General features: G+C 63.2%; 13 protein-coding genes. 7 read left to right on the forward strand and 6 right to left on the reverse strand.

The window, feature by feature from the left end:
* Positions 1-11: 11 nt before the first annotated feature.
* The 4 genes from ACLH0I_RS20115 to ACLH0I_RS20130 form a co-directional block, all read right to left on the reverse strand.
* Complete coding sequence (locus tag ACLH0I_RS20115) at positions 12-446, reverse strand: response regulator (protein ID WP_250963148.1); 435 nt, start codon at positions 444-446, stop codon at positions 12-14.
* 279 nt (positions 447-725) lie between these two features.
* Complete coding sequence (locus ACLH0I_RS20120; protein ID WP_411385199.1) at positions 726-3947, reverse strand: ATP-binding protein; 3222 nt, start codon at positions 3945-3947, stop codon at positions 726-728.
* Positions 3948-4287: 340 nt separating this feature from the next.
* On the reverse strand, positions 4288-5622 hold the full coding sequence (locus tag ACLH0I_RS20125) for a lysine N(6)-hydroxylase/L-ornithine N(5)-oxygenase family protein (protein ID WP_411385200.1): 1335 nt from the start codon (positions 5620-5622) through the stop codon (positions 4288-4290).
* A gap of 146 nt (positions 5623-5768) precedes the next feature.
* The gene (locus ACLH0I_RS20130; protein WP_186708687.1) at positions 5769-6251 is read right to left on the reverse strand and encodes a sigma-70 family RNA polymerase sigma factor; all 483 of its coding nucleotides are present in this window, start codon (positions 6249-6251) and stop codon (positions 5769-5771) included.
* A gap of 460 nt (positions 6252-6711) precedes the next feature.
* On the opposite strand from ACLH0I_RS20130, the gene ACLH0I_RS20135 reads away from it, so the two are divergent.
* From ACLH0I_RS20135 to ACLH0I_RS20150, 4 genes are all read left to right on the forward strand, one after another.
* Positions 6712-7860: an efflux RND transporter periplasmic adaptor subunit gene (locus tag ACLH0I_RS20135; protein WP_411385201.1), complete on the forward strand. Its 1149-nt coding sequence runs from the start codon at positions 6712-6714 to the stop codon at positions 7858-7860.
* The gene (locus ACLH0I_RS20140) at positions 7861-9831 is read left to right on the forward strand and encodes a MacB family efflux pump subunit (protein WP_411385202.1); all 1971 of its coding nucleotides are present in this window, start codon (positions 7861-7863) and stop codon (positions 9829-9831) included.
* Positions 9832-9841: 10 nt separating this feature from the next.
* Positions 9842-11236: an efflux transporter outer membrane subunit gene (locus tag ACLH0I_RS20145; protein ID WP_411385203.1), complete on the forward strand. Its 1395-nt coding sequence runs from the start codon at positions 9842-9844 to the stop codon at positions 11234-11236.
* A 445-nt stretch (positions 11237-11681) separates the two neighbouring features.
* Positions 11682-12008: a DUF6124 family protein gene (locus ACLH0I_RS20150; RefSeq protein WP_250963142.1), complete on the forward strand. Its 327-nt coding sequence runs from the start codon at positions 11682-11684 to the stop codon at positions 12006-12008.
* A 215-nt stretch (positions 12009-12223) separates the two neighbouring features.
* On the opposite strand, the gene ACLH0I_RS20155 is transcribed toward ACLH0I_RS20150, so the two are convergent.
* Entirely contained in the window at positions 12224-13840 is a 1617-nt protein-coding gene (locus ACLH0I_RS20155) for a PvdJ/PvdD/PvdP-like protein (protein ID WP_411385204.1), read from the reverse strand.
* 323 nt (positions 13841-14163) lie between these two features.
* Between ACLH0I_RS20155 and pvdM the strand changes: the two genes are divergently transcribed.
* Genes pvdM through ACLH0I_RS20170 form a run of 3 tightly spaced genes read left to right on the forward strand, consistent with a single transcriptional unit; the run spans position 14164 to position 17710 of the window.
* A complete protein-coding gene (pvdM, locus tag ACLH0I_RS20160) occupies positions 14164-15534 on the forward strand; it encodes a pyoverdine-tailoring dipeptidase-like protein PvdM (protein ID WP_411385205.1) in 1371 nt (456 codons plus the stop codon).
* Positions 15531-16811, forward strand: a complete 1281-nt coding sequence (locus tag ACLH0I_RS20165) for an aminotransferase class V-fold PLP-dependent enzyme (protein ID WP_411385206.1) — start codon at positions 15531-15533, stop codon at positions 16809-16811. Before pvdM ends, ACLH0I_RS20165 begins: the two co-directional genes overlap by 4 nt.
* 23 nt (positions 16812-16834) lie before the next feature.
* A complete protein-coding gene (locus tag ACLH0I_RS20170; protein ID WP_411385207.1) occupies positions 16835-17710 on the forward strand; it encodes a formylglycine-generating enzyme family protein in 876 nt (291 codons plus the stop codon).
* Positions 17711-18102: 392 nt separating this feature from the next.
* Here ACLH0I_RS20170 and ACLH0I_RS20175 read toward each other — a convergent pair whose 3' ends face one another.
* The gene (locus ACLH0I_RS20175; RefSeq protein WP_411385208.1) at positions 18103-20376 is read right to left on the reverse strand and encodes a TonB-dependent siderophore receptor; all 2274 of its coding nucleotides are present in this window, start codon (positions 20374-20376) and stop codon (positions 18103-18105) included.
* Positions 20377-20394: the final 18 nt, after the last annotated feature.

Here is a 20394-nt window from a genome sequence, read left to right on the forward strand (position 1 = left end):
AACGGTCCGGTTCAGTGTCCATGACCCTGCCTGAGGGGACGCGCCCACGCCTGCAACGGCTCAGGGACCTGAGGATCAACCCGCTCCATCAAACGCCGCAGCGAAGCGAGGTCCGGCAGGGGCGCCGGGCTCAAATGCAGGTTCGATCGACGTGCGACAGGCACCGGCGACTGACTGGCCGGTTGCGCGTTGTAAAGCATCCCGTGGCGAACCTGTGGGTTATAGACAACAAAATCGTGCAAATCCAGCGCCTCGCCTGCCAACTGCGCGTTGACGACAATCAGGTCGAACGGCTCGCTGCCGTACTCCACCAGCGTCAGCAACTCTTGCAAATGGCTCACGGGGACAATCCGGAAGTAGCCTTGTTGATTGAACAGACGCTCCAGCACGATTCGATGGGTATGTTGAGTGTCGGCAAGCAGGATACGAAGTGCTTTGTTCGGCATGGCAAGCTTTCCAATAGCAACGCGCCAGGTAGGCACCGGCTCAAGAACATTAAGAGCGCTCAGGCTAGAGGAAGTGTTTGAAGGGCGATGTAGGACTATTCCTAAAATGAAGCCAGACACAGCCCCTGCGGTGAGGAAACCGATCCTTTACTCGGATTCTGTAGGAGCTGGCGAAGCCTGCGATCTTTTGATCTTTCGCTTGGGATTCGGGTGTCAGGGGGAAGATCGCAGCCTCGTTGCACTCGTCAGCTCCTACGGCTCCTACGGCTCCTACAGTTCCTACTCAGTTTTTACCCCTTCCATGCAGGTTTTCAGTTGTTCCGCCAGGTGGTCGATGGCTTGGCGTAGGTCTTCCACGGCTTCGGTGAGTAGCGACACGTTGCCTTCTCGGCAAGCCTCTTCCAGCGCCTCGCAGGCAGCAATCAGGCGTTGCGCCTGGATGATCCGCGCCCCGCCCTTGATCCGGTGCGCCAGGTCCGCCAGGCCCGGCAAGTCTTGTCGGGTGGCCAAGTGCAGCAGTCGGACTTGATCTTCGGCATTGCTGCTGACCAGTTCTTCCAGCAATGCCTTGATGGCCGCCGCGTCGCTGCCGGTCAGTTGTTCCAGGCCGGCCAAGTCGATGCCATCGCTGGACTGGGGCGCCCGCACATCCGGCGTGACCGAGGCCAGGTGCGCATTGAGTGCCTTGAGGCCGATGGGCTTGAACAGGCAATCGTCCATCCCGGCTTCGGCGCAGCGCTGCTTTTCCTCAGGCTGGGCGTTGGCCGTGAACCCCAGGATCACCACCGGCGACAGGTTGCGCTCGCGCTCTTCGTCGCGAATGGCCCGGGCCAGTTCGTAGCCGCTCATCAAGGGCATGTTGCAGTCGGTGATGACTACATCGAAATGTTCGCTGCGCCAGGCTTGCAGGCCGTCGATACCGTTCTGTGCCTCCTGGACACGATGGCCCAGGTAGCCCAGTTGCTGAGACAGCAGCAAGCGGTTGGCCGGGTAGTCGTCGACCACCAGGATACTCAGCGCCCGGACCGGCAGCGGCGCCTCGTCCTGGCTGGGCGCCAGCGTCGACAGCGTGTCGAGTATGGGCAAGTCCAGCAAGACTTCGACCTGCGTGCCCTCCCCTGGCACGCTGTGTAATGCCAGGGTGCCGCCCATCATTTCGCATAACGTGCGGCTGATGACCAACCCCAACCCGGAGCCGCTGCGGGCCGACTGGGGGTGATGGCCGGCCTGGGTAAAGGGGCTGAACAGGCGGCGCTGGTCCTCGGGGGAAATACCGCAACCGGTGTCCTCGACCCGCAGGCAAATGCCCAAGTGTTTGTGCTCAGGGTTCAACTCGCCGCGCACACTCAGGCGCACTTCGCCCTGGTCGGTGAACTTGATGGCGTTGCTCAGCAGGTTCGAGACGACCTGCTTGAAACGCAACGGATCGACCAACACGTCGCAATCGACCGTAGCATCCAGTACCCAATGCAAGCGCAGGTGTTTCTGCCAGGCCAGGCCCTCGAAGATCCGCGCCACCGACTCGATCAACCCGCGTAAATTGGCCCGTTGCGGCGCCAGCGACAGCTTGCCCGACTCGATGCGGGCGATGTCGAGGATGTCGCCGATCAAGTCCAGCATGCCATGGGCGGCGCCCGACGCGACTTCGATGGCGAAGCGGTCCACGACGCCCTGGTCGGCTTTTTTCAGGGCCAGCTCCAGCAGCCCGATCACCGCATTCATCGGCGTGCGGATCTCATGGCTCATGGTCGCCACGAAGGTGGTCTTGGCCCGATTGGCCTCGTCGGCGCTTTCCTTGGCCACGCGCAACTGTTCCAGCAGCCGCCGCAGATAAACGCCCCAGCCAAAGGCCACCAGCAACAGCAGCGCAGCAACGGTAAACCCTCGGAGAATCGTGGTGCGGTTGCGCAGCCAATAACTGTTGTCGATCACCACCTCACTGCGCCAGCGGTTGGTCAGCTCGTCCATTTCCTCGGGAGAAATGCTCAACAACGCCTTGTCCAGGATCGAATGAAGCGCCAAGGCGTCCGGGTTCGTCGCCAGGGCAACGTACGCGGGCAAAGTGCCCACGGTGCTGGTGACTTGCAGGGTGTCGCGGTACTGGCGGGAAATCATGTAGCGGGCGCTGATCAGCGGATTGATCGCCGCGTCCGCCGTGCCGGCGGCGACCATGGCCATGGCGTCGGCCGCGTTCTGCGCCGCCACCAACTGCACCCGGGGGAACTGCTCCAGCAGGAATTCGCGCAGCACGTTGCCACGCACCAGCGCCAGGCGCTTGCCGGCCATGTGGTCCAGGGTCAGCACCTTGGCCCTGAGCGGCACCACCAGTACGAACGGGTTCGCCAGGTAGGGTCGGGTAAAACGCAGCTCGTCTTCGAGTTCGGCGCTGGGGATGGCGGTGGCCAAGACGTCGGCCTTGCCGCTCTTGATCTGGCCGATCAAATCGTCAACCGAATCGCCCCGCTGCACATCGAATTTCAAACCGGTGCGCAAGCTGATCCGGGCCAGCACATCAGCGCCGATGCCGCGCAAATGGCCTTGCTCGTCGAAGAACGTCAGCGGCAGGAAGTTTTCGTTGACCGCCACCTTGATCCGCGGATGGGCGTCCAGCCAACGCTGTTCCTTGACGCTGAAATGCAAGGCCTGCTGCCCCGGCATGCTCGCCCCGCCGGCGCTCCAGCGCCGCAGGATGATCATGCGTTCGCTGGCAGGAATGGCTTGCAGCGCGGCGTTGACGATGCGCAGCATCCGCGCGTTGTCGCGGCTGACCGCAAAGGCGAACGGCTGCACCTCCAGGCGCGAGAAATCGGCCAGTTGGACGTTGTTCAGGTAATTCTTGCTGATGAGGTAGTTGGAACTGATCGAGTCTCCCAGGTAGACGTCGGCCTGACCGAACGCCACGGCACCGATGGCGCTCAAGGTCGAGGGAAACAATTGAAAGGCAGCGTCGGGATAAAACGCCTCGACCGTCTCCGGCGGCAAGTAGTGATAGAGCATCGCCACGCGCTTGCCGGCCAGGTCCGTGGGCAAATCCTGGCTGTCGTCGATGCGGGCCACGAGGGTGGGCAAGTCATCGGCATAGGCCTGGGACATTGCCAGGTCCGGATCGGCGGCTTCGAAGCCATTGGCGGTGCCGAGCAGGTCGATCTCACCGCCACGCAGGGCCTGGAGCGATTCGGCACGGGACGGGTAGCGCTGGACCTGCACCTTGATGTGCAGGAGCTGCCCCAGCAATTGTGCGTAGTCCGCGGTCAGGCCTTCGTAGTCGAGGCCATTGCCGGTGATGCTGAAAGGCGCATAGTCCGGCGCCGAGGCGCCCAGCAGCAACGTGCCCTTCTGGCGCAACCAGCCCCAGTCGGCGGCGTCGAGGGACACCGAATAATCATCCACATGGGAGCGCCCGAGCACCTGCAACGACTCAGGCGCCGCGCCCACCTGTGGCGCCATACCCAATGAGCCCAGCAGCAGCGCCACCAGGCCCGTGCGTAGAAGGAGCTTCATCTGTTCGAGGTGTTTCGCGTGGCGTAGTCGGCCCGGAAACCACCGACTTCAGTCAGGGTGACCGGTTGGGGGTTCAGACTGCCAATACGAGGGAACAGCGAACCGTCGATGCGCCTGTCGAACAGACGCATGACATGAGTGTAGGAAGTTTCTGAAGAATTTCCTGCGAGTGCCTTGAGGCAATTACCAAGACCCAGACCTGTGGGAGCGAGCTTGCTCGCGATGGCGTCGTGTCAGTCACATCAATACTGACTGAACCGACGCCATCGCGAGCAAGCTCGCTCCCACAAAAGGGTGGGGTTGGCTGTAGATTTACTGCAATGACTTGATACCTGTGGGCCTACACAGCGGCGAGCAATCGATCGCGCACCGGACGCGCCTGCCCACGATTGTTCCCATGTTCATACAGCGAGCCGGCAATTTCATCGGCACGCACCGGCAGGATCGATAACAGGGTGTCGCTCAGGCCATGGCTGGCCTGGCAGAAGCCCTGCATGTAGATCGCCGCCTTGCAGCGCTCGTCGGTGATCAGCTTGTAGTTGCGATCCACCTCGAAATCCCCCAGGTACTGCGCCAGCGGCTCCAGCAGGGTGCGGTGCATCTGCCGCTCGTAACCGGTGGCCAAGACCACGGCGTCATAACGGCGCACCGTCAGCTCGCCAGTGGCGTTGTTGCGCACCGCCAGTTCCACGCCCGCGTCGGTGGCCGTGGCTTTCTCAATCGTGGTGAGGGTGCGGAACGCATGACGGGCGATGCCGGAGACTTTCTGGCGGTAAAAAATCCCGTAGATGCGTTCGATCAGGTCGATGTCCACCACCGAATAGTTGGTGTTGTGGTACTCGTTGACCAACCGCTCGCGCTCGCTGTGGGGTTGTTGGAACACCAGGTCGGTGAATTCCGGAGAGAACACTTCGTTGACGAACGGGCTGTCATCCGCCGGTTTGAGGGCCGAGCCGCGCAGGATCATGTCGACCTGTACCGAAGGGAAGCTGTCGTTAAGGTCGATAAAGGCCTCCGCCGCGCTCTGCCCGCCGCCGATAATGGCGATGTTCATCGACTGGCCCTTCACGCACGGCTGGCTCGCCATGCGCTCCAGGTACTGGGAGTGGTGGAACACCCGCGCATCATCCCTGAACGCCTTGAACGCCTCGGGGATGCGCGCGGTACCGCCGGCACTGACCACCAAAGAGCGGGTGGTGCGGATCAACTCTTCGCCCTGGGCATCGCGGGAAATCACCCGCAGTGCTTCGACCTGCTGGTTATGCAGCACCGGTTCGATGCGCAGCACTTCCTCGCCATAACGGCTCTGCTCGGTGAAGTGTCCGGCCACCCAGCGCAGGTAGTCATTGAACTCCATGCGGCACGGGTAGAACGTGCCGAGGTTGATGAAATCCACCAGGCGGCCGTGGTGCTTGAGGTAATTGACGAACGAATACGGGCTGGTGGGGTTGCGCAGGGTCACCAGGTCCTTGAGGAAGGAAATCTGCAACTCGCTCTGGGTCACCAGGGTGTTGCCGTGCCAGCGGTAGTCGGTCTGCTTGTCGAGGAACAACACGTCCAGTTCACCCTGGGCCGGCCCCCGCTCCTGCAGCGCGATGGCCAGCGCCAGGTTCGAAGGGCCGAAGCCGATGCCGATCAAGTCGTGAACGGTGGGCGATGCAATTGCCTGTGTCATGTCCAGTGTCCTCTGGAAAAGCCCCTCAACAGGGCACGAAAAGCCTGGGGAACCTGACCGGCGTTCGAGGCGCCGGCAAGTCGTCTGTTGAGAGGAACGAGGACAATGAAAAAAAATTTACCGCCGGGTGACCGGTGACGATCGAATCAGGGCGCGTCCCACTGTCGCACGCGAACGCGGCAGTGCTTCATGGCGTTGACGATGTGTTTTTCCACCAGCGCCCGGGAAATGCCCAGGCGCTCGGCGATCTGCGGGTGGGACAGGCCTTCGAGCTTGCGCAGCAGGAAACTCTCGCGGCACAGCGGCGGCAGCTCGGCCAGGGCACGTTGCAGCATGTCCAGGCGCTGGCCATGGTCGAAGCTGATATGGGGCGATGGGGTGAAGAAGCGTTCTTCGCTGTCCAGCACATCCAGGGATTCAACCTGACGCAGGGTATTGCGCCGATGCCCGTCGATCACCAGGTTCAACGCCGTGCGGTAGAGGAACGCCCGCGGCTGTTCGATGGGCGTGTCGCTGGCACGCTCCAGCACCCGCACATAAGCGTCATGCACCACATCCTCGGCCGCCTGGCGGTTGCCTAGCCTGGCGTTCAGGAAACACACCAGCTCGCGATAGTAGTTTTCCAACATGACTCCCGTGCGCAATGACTGCGACAGCTATCCCTGGGCCACCCGGCATGCCTGAAAAGGGCATGGCACGATAGTGGCAGATTCAATCGCGTAATTTATAGTAATTCTCATATAGATTTAAAGCGTTGGTTTGTATCAAGGCTGATTCGTTTACCTCAACTGCCGCCAGGTATTGCTTTTGTGGCGAGGGAGCTTGCTCCCGCTGGCCTGCGCAGCAGGCCCAAGGCAGGTAACACCCTTGAATCTGACATAACCGGGATTCAGGTTTTAGGGCCGCTTCGCGCCCCAGCGGGAGCAAGCTCCCTCGCCACAGGGGCTGTGGCGCTGCAATTGACTTTTTCCAACCTGCTACCAAGTGTTTCACACCAGTAAATTCCCGCCCGGAACGCTCGTCTACCAGAACAGCCTCCCGTCCCGGCCCTCCGCGCGACGGGCCCGATATCACCGGCCGGAACCCTGCATGAAACGTCCCCGCCCTACCCGACGCGCCTGGCTTCTCACCTTCGCCCTGCTCCCGGCCGTGGCCTTCGCCGCGTGGCAAGCGGTCGCGCCAAGTCGTGCGCCCCTGGTCACTGCCCCCGTCACCCGGGGCGATATCGAAAACAGCGTCACCGCCCTGGGCACCTTGCAACCGCGGCGTTATGTCGACGTCGGCGCCCAGGCGTCCGGGCAGATCCAGAAGATTCACGTGGAAGCCGGCGACGAGGTCCGTGAAGGCCAGTTGCTGGTGGAAATCGACCCGTCCACGCAAAAAGCCAAGCTCGATGCCGGGCGCTTTTCCATCGAAAACCTCAAGGCCCAGCTTCAGGAGCAACGCGCCCAGCACGACCTGGCGCAGCAGAAATTCCGTCGCCAGCAGCAACTCAAGGCCGGCGGCGCCACCCGCGAGGAGGACGTGCAGACCGCCCAGGCCGAAGTGCGCGCGACCCAGGCGCGAATCGACATGTTCCAGGCCCAGATCCGCCAGGCCCAGGCCAGCCTGCGCAGCGACGAGGCCGAGTTGGGCTACACACGCATCTATGCGCCGATGAGCGGCACCGTGGTCGCCGTCGGCGCCCGGGAAGGCCAGACCCTCAACGCCCAGCAGCAAACCCCGCTGATCCTGCGCATCGCCCGGCTGTCGCCGATGACGGTCTGGGCCGAAGTGTCGGAAGCCGATATCGGCCACGTCAAGCCGGGCATGACCGCCTACTTCACCACCCTTGCCGGCGGCAACCGGCGCTGGAGCAGCACCGTTCGCCAGATCCTCCCGGTGCCGCCGCGCCCGCTGGAAGCCAGCCAGGGCGGCAGCCCCGCCGGTGGCCGCAGTGGCAGCGAACGGGTGGTGCTCTACACCGTGTTGCTGGACGTGGACAACGCCGACCGCGCCTTGATGACCGACATGACCGCCCAGGTATTTTTCGTTGCTGCCCAAGCCAAGGACGTGCTGACCGTGCCCATCGCTGCCCTGCAAGACGCCAATCAGGTGCAGGTGCTGGCCGACAATGGCGATGTCCAGGCGCGCACCGTTCGCACGGGCGTCAGCGATCGCCTGCGCACGCAGATACTCGACGGCCTGAGCGAAGGCGACCGGGTGCTGATCGGCTCGGCCAGCGGCAGCGGAGGCTGAATGAACACGCCCCTGATCGAACTGCGGGACATTCGCAAGGCCTACGGCGGCGGCGACAGCCCTCGGGTGGAGGTGCTGCGCGGCATCGACTTGGCCATTCACGCCGGGGAGTTCCTGGCGATTGTCGGGGCGTCCGGCTCCGGTAAATCCACCTTGATGAACATCCTTGGCTGCCTCGACCGCCCCACCCGCGGCGAGTACCGTTTCGCGGGCGAAGACGTCGCCAATCTGGGCAGCGATGAACTGGCCTGGCTGCGGCGCGAAGCGTTCGGTTTCGTGTTCCAGGGCTATCACCTGATTCCCTCCGGCACCGCCCAGGAAAATGTCGAGATGCCGGCGATCTATGCCGGCACTTCCGCCGCCGAGCGCCACGCCCGGGCCAGCGCCCTGCTTGACCGCCTCGGCCTGGCCAGCCGCACCGGCAACCGTCCCCATCAACTCTCCGGCGGGCAGCAGCAACGGGTGTCGATTGCCCGGGCCTTGATGAACGGTGGCCACATCATCCTCGCCGACGAGCCCACCGGCGCCCTCGACAGCCAGAGCGGCATCGAGGTCATGGCCTTGCTCGACGAACTGGCGAGCCAGGGCCACGTGGTGATCCTGATCACCCACGACCGCGAAGTGGCGGCCCGGGCCAAGCGCATCATCGAAATCCGCGATGGGCTGATCATCAGCGACAGCGCCACCGCTTTGCCGCACGAGGTGCACGCCAACCCAAAGGCATTGCAAGCCGTGGACCTGCGCCAGCGCCTGAGTGCCGGCAGCGAACACAACGGCGCCTGGAAAGGCGAATTGGTGGACGCGGTGCAAGCGGCGTGGCGGGTGATGTGGATCAACCGCTTTCGCACCGCCCTGACCTTGCTTGGCATTGTCATCGGCGTGGCCTCGGTGGTGGTGATGCTGGCCGTGGGCGAAGGCAGCAAGCGCCAGGTCATGGCGCAGATGGGCGCCTTCGGCTCGAACATCATCTACCTCAACGGTAGCGCGCCCTCGCCGCGCGCCACCAAGGGCATCATCAGCGAATACGACCTGGCCGCCCTCGCCGCCCTGCCCGAGGTGCAGCGCATCATGCCGGTCAACGGCGCCGAAGCCAGCGTGCGTTTCGGCAACCTCGACCACACCAGCTACGTCGGCGGCAACGACACCAACTTCCCGATCATCTTCAATTGGCCAGTGGCCGAGGGCAGCTACTTTACCGATGCCGACGAACGCGGCGCCGCGGCGGTGGCGGTGATCGGCCACAAGGTCCGGGAGAAACTGCTCAAGGACGTCGCCGACCCCATCGGCCGTTACATCCTGATCGAGAACATGCCATTCCAGGTAGTCGGCGTACTGGCGGAAAAAGGCGCCAGCTCCGGGGATTCGGACGCCGACAATCGCGTCGCCATCCCATACTCCGCCGCCAGCGTGCGGCTGTTCGGCACCCGCCATCCCGAATACGTGGTGATCGCCGCCCGGGACGCCGGCAAGGTCCAGGAGGCCGAGCAGGCGGTCTCCCGAACGCTGTTGCGCCTGCACGACGGCAAGCAGGATTTCGAGCTGACCAACAACGCCGCGATGATCCAGGCCGAAGCCCGCACCCAAGGCACGCTGTCGCTGATGCTCGGCGCTATCGCGGCTATTTCGCTGTTGGTGGGCGGCATCGGCGTGATGAACATCATGCTCATGACCGTGCGCGAACGCACTCGCGAGATCGGTATCCGCATGGCCACCGGTGCCCGCCAACGGGACATCCTGCGCCAATTCCTCACCGAAGCGGTGATGCTCTCGGTGGTCGGCGGGCTCGCCGGCATCGGCCTGGCCCTGCTGGTGGGTGGCGCCCTGTTGCTGGGCAAGATCGCCGTGGCCTTCGAATGGCTGGCGGTGTTCGGCGCCTTTGGCTGCGCCCTGGTCACCGGCGTCGTCTTCGGCTTCATGCCTGCCCGCAAGGCCGCCCGCCTCGACCCGGTGGCGGCCCTCACCAGTGAATGAACCCCACTTTATGAAAGCGCACCTGACCCTCCTGGCCGCCAGCCTGTTGCTGGCGGCCTGCGCCACTCCATTGTCGACGCCCGACAGCGGCATTCAACCGCCCCAGGCTTGGCAGAGCCTCGATACACCCAGCGCCCAAGCGGTAAACCTGCAATGGTGGACGCACTTCGGCAGCCCGCAATTGAATCGCTTGATCGAGCAGGCGCGCCTGGATAGCCACGACCTGGCCGCCGCCATGGCCCGGGTGCGCCAGGCCGAGGCCAGCGCCGTGATCGCCGGCGCGCCATTGCTGCCAGCGGTCACGGCGGGGCTCAACGGCAATCGCCAGGAATTGATGCGCGGCAAGGGCTATAGCCAACTGGATGTGGATCGAGACAACCGGACCATCGATTACTACGACGCCAATCTCAGCGCCACCTATGAGCTGGACTTCTGGGGCGGCAAACGGGCGGCCCGGGACAGTGCATTAAAGACGTTGTCGGCCAGCCAGTTCGACCGCGCGACCGTTGAGTTGACCCTGCTCAGCGGCGTCGCCAACAGCTACACCCAGGCGTTGTCCCTGCGCGAGCAACAGCGCATCGCCGAACAGAACCTGGACAACGCCCAGCGTGTACTCGATCTGGTCCAGACCCGCTACGACGCCGGCAGCGCCACGGCCCTGGAACTGTCCCAGCAAAAAAGCCTGGTAGCGGCCCAACAACGCCGCGTGCCGCAAGTGCAACAACAAGCCCGCGAAGCGTTGATCACCCTGGCGACGCTGCTGGGGCAATCGGTGCAGTCGGTCAGGCTCGACGACGACAGTTTCGACCGCCTGCATTGGCCCGCCATCGACGCCGGCGTGCCCAGCGAACTGCTGCGCCGCCGCCCCGACATCGCCGCCGCCGAAGCCCGCCTCGCCGCCGCCCAGGCCGACATTGCCGTCGCCCGCGCCGCCATGCTGCCCACCCTGACCCTGGGCCTGAGCTTCGCCACCGGCGCCGACATCGCCGACCAGTTGCTGCGCAACAACGTCTACAACCTCAGCGCAGGCCTGGCCGCGCCGATCTTCAACAACGGCCGCCTGAAGGCCGAACGGGACAAAGCCAGCGCCCGCCAGGAGGAACTGCTGGAGCTCTATCGCGCCGCCATCATCAACGGCTTCGCCGACGTCGAAAAAGCCCTGAACGGCATCAACGGCCTCGACCGCCAACGGCAATGGCAAAGCGAAGAACTGCACCAGGCCCAGACCGCCTTCGACATCGCCCAACGCCGCTACCAGGCCGGCGCCGAAGATTTGCTCACGGTACTGGAGACCCAACGCACGCTGTACGCCGCCCAGGACATGAACGTGCAATTGCGATTGGCGCGGGTGCAGGCGAGCGTGGCGTTGTACAGGGCGTTGGGTGGGGGTTGGCGGGTGATGTAGGCCTTGCGCCTCCCCTCGAAGCCAAGTGACACCTGTGGCGAGGGAGCTTGCTCCCTCGCCACAGATAACTCTCCACTTCTCATAAACGGTGTTCGGCTTTGGTTCTGTTTATCGGGCCATGTAGGACTCCCGAGCGAGGCTACGCTGCCTTGCGTCATTGCCTACAACTACGCCAGAATCCGCCGGCTTGTGCGCCTAACCTCCCATCGATAACTTGTTCCCTGTCACTGCCCATCAGTGATCGGGTCTGCAAGCCCGACGAAATACCAGGCGCATAGCCACAAGCCAATCGACACATCCGTGTCGCTCAATGGCGGCTGTGTGCGGGAGACCTTCGGGTCTGCCGGGTTCCTGGTTTCCCGGTCTTGCAGACCCGCGCATAGCTGCCACCCATCATCTGCAAGTGATGTCTGGCAACGCCTTGTAAATAACCAGGAGCTGCACCATGTTCAAGACCACCCCCAACCCTCCCGCAGACGATTCCAAAAAACTCGACGAAGCCGCCGACCGCGCCCTCGCCTACTACCTCGACCCCAAACCTGAAACACCCAAGCCACCACCGGGCCAATTGTTCACCGTTGCAGAGAGTGCAGACCTGGAATGCCTGCTGGCCAACCTCAGCGAAACCCTCGCCTCGGTCAACGTCATGGCCAACGAACTGGCGTTTGATCTGGAAGGCGCACGGCGAAGTTTTGCCTTGGCGATCCAGCAGATGGTCGAGCTGAGTGAGCTGCTGGCGAACCGTGCCCTGGACATCGCCGCGCCGCGATAAAACCTTCACAACAAATCTCAAGCCAAGTGACACCTGTGGCGAGGGAGCTTGCTCCCGCTGGGCTGCGCAGCAGCCCCCAATGGCAAGCACCTCGGTGGGTCAGATGTTTTTGAGGTGGCTGGTTTTGGGGCCGCTTCGCAGCCCAGCGGGAGCAAGCTCCCTCGCCACAAAAGCAGCCATTCACACAGCCGTGTTCGGTCAGTTCGGGCCAGGGTTCACACCGGCTTGGACTTGAGATTACGCGCATACCAAGGCCGCTGCGGCACGCGGCGGAACAGTTCAGAGAGCTTTTTGTCATCGCTGCCGAAGGTGATGCGCAGGGCCAGCTTCATGGTTTCCGGGTCCATCTCCACCGAACGTCCAACCTGCAACCCCGGCGTGGTGCTGCAACCGTGGGTGTCCGGGCCGAGCCAGGGGTCGGCGATTTCGACCCAGCGGCCCGGGGCGAACCAGGGCACGCCGTTGACGTCGAGTCGGCTCACTTCCCCCGGATGAAAACGTTCGTGGGCACGGAACCAGTCTTCGAGGCGGTCGTCGATCCAGCCGTGGAAGGCCCAGAACACCGGGCTCACGTGGGAGGAAAACGGGTCCCCGAGAAAGTCGTTTTCCGGGGCGTACCAGCGCGCGGCGAAGTCGTCCGGGGCGCGAGCGAACGGCACCGGGTGGCCGTTGGAAGGGTCACGGGGCACCGAGGCCCAGCGCATGTGCAGCCAGTCGTGCAGGCCCAGCTCCACTTCCGAGCCAAACTGGCCGAGGGTCAGTTTCGACAAGTAGCGCGGGTCGCGGTAGCGCGATTCCCAGACCTGGAAATTGCTGTGATAGGTCTCGGCGGTCTTGATGTCGCTGACCCACTGGGCGTACTGCTCGTCGCCATCGGCCAGCCAGGTCGGCGGCAAGGCCGTGCCATCGTGGTTGTCGAGGTAGCGGGCGAACCCAAGGCGATCGCGCGCAAGCTCCGGTTGCGGCAAGGGGAAGCGCGGCCACGACGGCAGCGGCTGGAACGAACGGGCCGTGCCAAGCATGTGCCGGTGCATGAAAAAGAAATCCACGCCGGAACCGTTGCGATCCTTGCGCGGGCCACGGGCATCACGCTCCTGGTCCCGTGGGCCGGGCTGCCAGCCGATGCCGCGCAGGGCATTGCGCTTGTCCTCGTCCAGGGTGTGCCATTTGTCCCGCGAGGCGTGCCAGAGTTGGTGGAACAGCCGATGCTCGGGCGACACCAGCCAGGCCAGCAGCGCCGGGCTCAGCGGCGTGCGCTCCCGGGCCTCGGGGAAGCGTTGCTTGATGGCGATGAAATGATTGTCCTGTTCAGGCAGCGCCAGGGGACGGTCCAGGCGCAACACGCGGCCGCTGAGGGTGGCGCTGCCGGCATTGCCGAAACCGGCCCAGACTTCGTCCAGGGTCATGATGAATTCATAGTCCGGCGCGTCGTGCTGAGCCCCTGTCAGCCGCCAGCTCAGTTGCTTCGGGTCGGCGCCGGCCAAATCGCCCAACACCCGGTAACGCGGTTCATCGGCGCCACGCAAGCGAACGGCGCTGTCGAGGTAACCCACCAGGCCACGGCCCCTCTGGCCGATGTCGAGGAAGACCTGCAGATCGTCCTGGGGCAAGCCTTCGAGGCCGGCGTCACGGCCGGTGAAACGGATCGTCCAGATGCCCCGCAACGTATCGGCACGGCGCTGGCCCGCCACGTCGGCCACGTCGAACGAGGCCTCGCCGGGGGTGATGGTCGGGTCCGGCCGGGTCAGTTCGCGATGCCCGTAATACACCGCAGGCACGGCGGCACCGGTCAGCGCCAGGCCTGCCATGAACCATCGTCGAGAAATCGTCATTGCCTTACCTGTGTTCGCCCTGGGGTGGGCTTTATCCAAGCTAGAACGTTGGGTGGGCTGACAAATTTATAGGGAGGTGTGAGGCCGCCTTCGCGAGCAAGCTCGCTCCCACAGGGGATCTGAGTACATCCAGCAGAAACAGGTCGCCTCGCGGGCAAGCTTTGCTCCCACAATGAAATTGGAATGCGGTCACCTGTGGGAGCGAGCTTGCTCGCGATGGCAGCCCCGAGAACACCTAAATTTCCCGCCCGACCACTCGTTCTCCCCAGATAGCAAAGGCCCCCGCGCCTGTCCTTCCAAGGCGAACCTGACTGAGATCGGCAATGACAACACCTCGTTCGAAAAAGGCTCTTTTCATCGGCCTGCCCCTGGCCCTGGCGTTGGCCGTCGGTGCTGGCGTCGCGGCTTGGGACCATTGGTGGCGGGACAATCCCGGCTATCCGGTCAAAGTGATGAAAGAGGCCAGGGAGCTACACGAACGCCTGCTTTCCTTCGACAGCCATATCACCGTGCCGCTGGATTTCGGCACCGCCGGCAATGAAGCGGACAAGGACGGCAGCGGCCAGTTCGACTTGGTGAAAGCCAACCGCGGGCAACTGTCCGGTGCGGCCCTGACGGTGTTCGGCTGGCCCGAAATGTGGAACGGGCCCAACGCGCCACACAAGCCCACCGCCGGCTTCGTCGAGGAAGCGCGCAACCAGCAGGAAGTGCGCTACAAGATCATCACCGGCCTGGTCCGCGACTTCCCCAACCAGGTCGCCATTGCCTACACCCCGGATGATTTCCGTCGCCTGCACGGCGAAGGCAAGTTCGCGATCTTCATCAGCATGCTCAACGCCTATCCCCTCGGCCACGACCTGAGCCTGCTGGACCTGTGGACCGCGCGGGGCATGCGCATGTTCGGCTTCAGCTACATCGGCAACAACGACTGGGCCGACTCCTCCCGTCCGCTGCCGTTCTTCAACGACTCGCCCGACGCCCTCGGCGGCCTGTCGGACATCGGCAAGCAGGCGGTGACGCGCTTGAACGACCTGGGCGTGATCATCGACGTGTCACAGATGTCGACCCAGGCCCTGGAGCAAGTCGCGCAACTGAGCCGCACGCCGCTGGTGGCCTCCCATTCGGCGCCGCGGGCGATGGTGGACATCCCACGCAACCTCAGCGACAAGGAAATGCAATTGATCAAGGCCAGCGGCGGCGTGGTGCAGGTCGTCGGTTTCTCCCAGTACCTGCGGCCGCTGACGCAAAAGACCCAGGCCAAACTCAACGCCCTGCGCGAACGCTTCGACCTGCCGCCACTGCCCAACCTGGCGATGGCGCTGATGCCCGGCGACCCGATCATCGCCGCGTGGCCGGAACAAAAGTTCGGCGAATACGCCGGCCAGCTCTACGGCATTCTCGAAGAAGAACCCAAGGCCAGCCTCAAGGACCTGGGGGACGCCATCGACTACACCGTGCGCAAGATCGGCATAGACCACGTCGGCATCAGCTCGGACTTCAACGAAGGCGGCGGTGTGGAAGGCTGGGAGAACGTCGGCGACATTCGCAATGTCACCGCCGAACTGCTGACCCGCGGTTACTCGGAAGCCGACATCGCCAAACTGTGGGGCGGCAATTTCCTGCGGGTCTGGGATCAGGTCCAGAAAGCCGCCCGCCCCGCCATCGCCTCGACCCAGAAGGCGGCCCAGCCATGAACGAGCGTCGCACCTTCCTGAAGCAGGCCGGGATTCTCGCCGCCGGCCTGCCCCTTGCCGCCGGCCTGCCCGCCACAGCCAGCGCCGCTCCACTGCCACCGCTGCCCAAGGACAAATGGGCGCAGTTGCGCTCGCTGTTCAACCAGGACCCGGACTACCTGCACTTCTCCAACTTCCTGGTCACCACCCACCCGCGCCCCGTGCGCGAGGCCATCGAAAAACACCGCGCGGCCCTGGATAACAACCCTGGGCTGTTGATGGATTGGGACCTGGGCGTCACCGAAGAACGCGAGGAAAACGTCCGCACCTGGGCCGGCCGCTACCTGCAAGCGAATCCTGCGCAGATCGCCCTCACCGGCAGCACCACCGAAGGCCTGTCGATCATCTACGGCGGTGTCCAGGTGGCGGCCGACCAGGAAATCCTCACCACCGCGCATGAGCATTACGCCACCCACACCATTCTCGACCTGCGCACCCAACGGACGGGCACACAGGTGCGCAAGATCAAGCTGTTCGACAACGCCCGCGACGCCAGCCACGAACAGATTCTCACGGCCATCGACCGCAACATCCGCCCCGAGACCCGGGTATTGGGCATGACCTGGGTGCACTCGGGCAGCGGCGTGAAGCTGCCGATCGACAAGATCGGCGCCCTGGTGGACAAGCACAACCAAGGCCGCAGCGACGAGCAGCGGATCATTTATGTAGTGGACGGCGTGCACGGTTTCGGCGTCGAAGACCTCAGTTTCCCTGCCATGAATTGCGACTTTTTCATCGCCGGCACCCACAAGTGGATGTTCGGCCCGCGCGGTACGGGCCTGGTGTGCAGCCGCAGCGAAGAGCTCAAGTACGTCACGCCGATCATCCCAACGTTCTCTGAAGCCACGGCGTTTTCCACCACCATGACCCCGGGCGGCTACCACGCCTTCGAGCATCGCTGGGCGGCCGACGAAGCGTTCAAGTTGCACCTGCAACTGGGCAAGGCCGAAGTGCAGGCGCGCATCCACTCCCTCAACAGCTACCTGAAAAAACAGCTGCTGGCACAGCCGCAGATCGAACTGGTCACCCCGCTGAGCCCGGAGCTGTCCGCCGGCTTCACCTTCTTCCGGGTCAAGGGCCGCGACAGCGACGAGGTCGCCTCCTACCTGATGAAAAACCGCGTGATCGCCGACGCCGTGCATCGCGACGCGGGGCCGGTGGTCCGCACCGCACCGGGGCTGCTCAACACCGAAGTCGAGATCGATCGCTTCATGGGGTTGCTGGGCAAGACACTCTGAACCTGACTTATCGAGAGAGATGGATGAACAGTTTTTCGTTGAAGTTATTCCCGGTACTGGCCCTCGCGTCCCTGCTGCCCTCCGGCGCCCAGGCGTCTCAAGCGGGCCAGGTCTTTCGTGATTGCAAGGACTGCCCGGAAATGGTCGTGCTGCCCACCGGCACTTTCCAGATGGGCACCCCGGAAGACGAAGTGGGCCGCGAGCCCGACGAAGGCCCGATGCACCCGGTGACGTTCGCCAAACCGCTGGCGATCAGTCGCTTCCAGGTGCTCAAGGGCGAATGGTTCGCCTACCTGCGCGACACCGGCTACACGATGCCCGACGGCGACGAGCGCCCCGGCCGGGCATGCAAGGCCGGCATCCCGGACTACCAGGGCAGCGACCCGCGCAAGCAGTACACCGACCGGCACCCAGCGGTGTGCATGGACTTCGCCGAGGCCAATGCCTACGTGGCCTGGTTGTCGAAAAAGACCGGCAAGCAATACCGGCTGGTCAGCGAATCCCTGCGCGAGTATGCGGCTCGTGGCGGCAGCACCGGGCCGTTCCCCTTCCCGTTCGACGAGGGCAAGGACTACAGCATCGCCCAGCATGCCAACACCTACGGCGCGGCCGACGGCTACAACTTCACCGCCCCGGCCGGCAGCTTCGCACCCAATGCCTTCGGCGTGTATGACATGCACGGCAACATCTACGAATGGACCGCCGATTGCTACAACGAAAACTACGTGGGCGCCCCGAGCGACGGCAGCGCCTGGCTGACCGGCAAATGCGAATTCAAACGCATCCGCGGCAACGACTGGGGCGAGGCGCCGGTGTTCTCCCGCTCCGGCAACCGCAACGCACTGGTGCCAGGCGACCGCGGCGACTGGATCGGTTTTCGGGTGGCGCGGGATATGTAGGCCGGGCTCAACCCCTGTGGGAGCAAGCTTGCTCCCACAATATGCCTGCGGTGAACACAAGACCGGTGAGCATCAAAAGTCCCTTGTGGGAGCGAGCTTGCTCGCGAAGAGGCCAGCACATTCAACAACTTCATTGGCTGTAACCCCGCCTTCGCGAGCAAGCTCGCTCCCACATTGGATCTTCAGCAGCCACACTATCCGTGTGCACCCGGCAGGCCTTCTGTGGGAGCGAGCTTGCTCGCGATGAGGCCGGCACATCCACCCTCTTCATCGACTGTAACCCCAAAAAAACGAAGACAAAAAAAACGACGCTTCCCATTTCTGAAGAAGCGCCGTTTTGTCTAAGTGAACAGCATCACGCACAAGGCAGGTCTATTTCATTCCCGCAAGAATCAGAACTCCGGGGTGTACTTCACGCTGAACATCAGGTTGCGCGGATCACCGAAGTTGTTGTTGCCATCAAGCTGGTTGTAAGCGGGCGTTATGTACGTCTTGTCGAACAGGTTGTTGGCATTGAGCGCCAAAGCGATTTCCGGCGTCAGCTGGTAGCCGACACGGGCATTCCACACGGTATAACCCGGTACGTCGGTCTTTTCCTGGTAAACCAGTGTGTGGCTTTGGGTGGTGAAGCCCAGGCCAGTGCTGACACGACTCCAGTCGCCGGTCAGTTGGTAGTTGCCCCATACGCGCAGCATGTGTTTCGGCGTCCAGCTACTGAAGACAACACCGTCCTTCCCCGGCTCCTCCAGGTACTTGGTGGTGTTGTAGGTGTAGCCCGCGAACAACTGCAGATTGTCTACCACTTCACCACTGATTTCCGCATCGAAACCCTGGCTGCGCACTTTCCCCGAGGCTGCCGAGCAATACCCGCCCTCACATACCATCCCGCCGGCGATGTCTTGGATGGCGCGGTTCTCGTGATCGTAACGGAAGACAGCCAGGGAGGTATTGACCCGACCGTCCATCAGTTCACCCTTGAGGCCGACTTCGTAGTTGGTGCCAACGATGGGCTTGAGCACCGAACCGCTGCTATCGACCTCGGTCTGGGGCTGGAATACATCGGTGTAGCTGGCGTACACCGCCCACTCACGGCTCAGGTCATAGATGATACCGCCGTAGGGCGTGACCACCCCGGTTTCAGTTCCGGTGTTTGTCGTGTAGGGGGTAATACCGGCTGAGTCTTCGGTTCTCGACTTGTAGCTGAAGTCATACCAGCTGACCCGGGAACCCAGCACCAGCGTCAGATCATCGATCGGCTTGACGCGCCAAGTGCCATACACACCCTTCTGGCGGATATCGTACTTACTGAGGACGCCCCGCCCGCCCGGGCTGTTGATCAGACTCTCATAGCTGATGTCCGGACGGTTATTGTTCAGGTCGAAGATAGAGTCGCTGGTGCTGTTGAATGTACGGGCGTAGCGATCATCCGTCTCCAACTGCGAGAAGTTGCCGCCGAGCATGACTTCCTGCTCCATCGACAAGGCTTCGAACTTGCCGATCAGGTTCATGTCCAGACCAGACTTCGTGGACTGGAAATCAGTCACGAAATCGGCATATTGCACGCCACTGCCATCAGGCAATAGACCACCGCCCCTTTGCACTCGCTGGTTTTTCGCCTGGTTGTCTTCAGTCATGTACACGGCACCCACCTTGAACGCCCAGTCATCGTTAAACCGATGCTCCAGGTCGGTGTAGTAGGTGGTGACATCGATTTCCGAACGGTTCCACCGCGCCCCCGTATAGGTCGAACGCGACACGTCCGGCATCGACCCGTCGGCGTAGCGTGGCAGGCCACGGATGTTGCCGCGCGATTCGCCGTTGGATTGGCTGACTGCAAGGCCCAGGGTGGTGTCTTCGCTCAGGTCGACATCCAACGCACCGTACAGCGAATGGGTCTTGCTCCACGCATGATCGACGAACGAATTGCTCTGGTCTTCGTCGATGACGACACGGCCGCGGATATTGCCGGCCTGGTTCAGCGGGCCGCCAGCGTCCAGTTGCAGGCCGTAGTGATCCCAGGAGCCGGCCTTGCCGGTCAGGGTTACGGTCGGGGCATGCTGGCCACGCTTGCGCACCAGGTTGACGGCACCGCCGGGGCTGCCAGTACCTTGCAGCAAGCCGGCCGCGCCGCGCATGATTTCCAGGCGGTCGAAGAAGATCAGGTCCTGGGTCGCCCAGTTGCCCAGCGAATAGTTATTGCGCAGGATCGGCACGCCATCGTATTGCCAATCGTCGATCTGGAAACCCCGTGACGACAGGATCATGCCTTGGCCGACGCCCTGCAGGCCGACGATGCCGGTGGTCTGGTTGACGGCGTCCTTGAGGCTGACCAGGTTCTGGTCATCCATCTGCTTGCGCGTCATCACGGTGATCGACTGGGGAATTTCCTTGAGGGTGTGGGTGCCCTTGCCGAGGGTCACGGCCTTGCTGGTGTAGGAATGACTGCCTTCGGTTGTCGCGTCCAACGCTTGTGCACTGATGGTGGTCGCACCCAGCTCAAGGCCTCCCGTGGCAGGGCTGTCGATACTGACGTCTTGCGCCATTACCTGAGTGCTGAGGGGCAGTACACAGACCCACCCCAAACCTGCCAACACCCGCCACGAACGCAGGCCGCGGGACATGACGAGTGCCTTGAACAGAGGTTTCAACTCATGAATGGATGACATCGTGCTCTCTATTATTGG

The sequence above is a fragment of the Pseudomonas sp. MPB03 genome, from assembly GCF_046605385.1.
In the GTDB taxonomy this organism is placed as follows: Bacteria; Pseudomonadota; Gammaproteobacteria; order Pseudomonadales; family Pseudomonadaceae; genus Aquipseudomonas; species Aquipseudomonas zanjanensis.